The sequence below is a fragment of the Allobosea sp. ASV33 genome (assembly GCF_016428755.1).
In the GTDB taxonomy this organism is placed as follows: domain Bacteria; phylum Pseudomonadota; class Alphaproteobacteria; order Rhizobiales; family Beijerinckiaceae; genus Allobosea.
Genome location: NZ_JAELTI010000316.1, coordinates 1 through 308 on the forward strand (window position 1 = coordinate 1; position 308 = coordinate 308).

The 308-nt window shown below is 75.6% G+C and carries 1 pseudogene; it reads right to left on the reverse strand.

The window, feature by feature from the left end:
* Window positions 1–128: pseudogene (locus JHD80_RS27825) on the reverse strand (M24 family metallopeptidase); the annotation flags it as partial.
* Window positions 129–308: the final 180 nt, after the last annotated feature.

Genomic DNA, 308 nt, shown 5'->3' on the forward strand with positions numbered 1-308 from the left:
CGCTCGGCCTCGGCATAGCGCTGGATGGCGAAACCGATATCGCCGGTGGTGGCGCCGGCGCGCACCGCCTTGATGCCGCGCTGCAGGCTCTCATAGGTGATCTCGACCAGACGCTCGGCCTTCCGCGCTGTCTCTTATACACATCTCCGAGCCCACGAGACTCTAGGCGCGATCTCGTATTCCGTCTTCTGCTTGTAAAGGGGGGGGGGGGGGGGGGGGGGGGGGGGGGGGGGGGGGGGGGGGGGGGGGGGGGGGGGGGGGGGGGGGGGGGGGGGGGGGGGGGGGGGGGGGGGGGGGGGGGGGGGGGG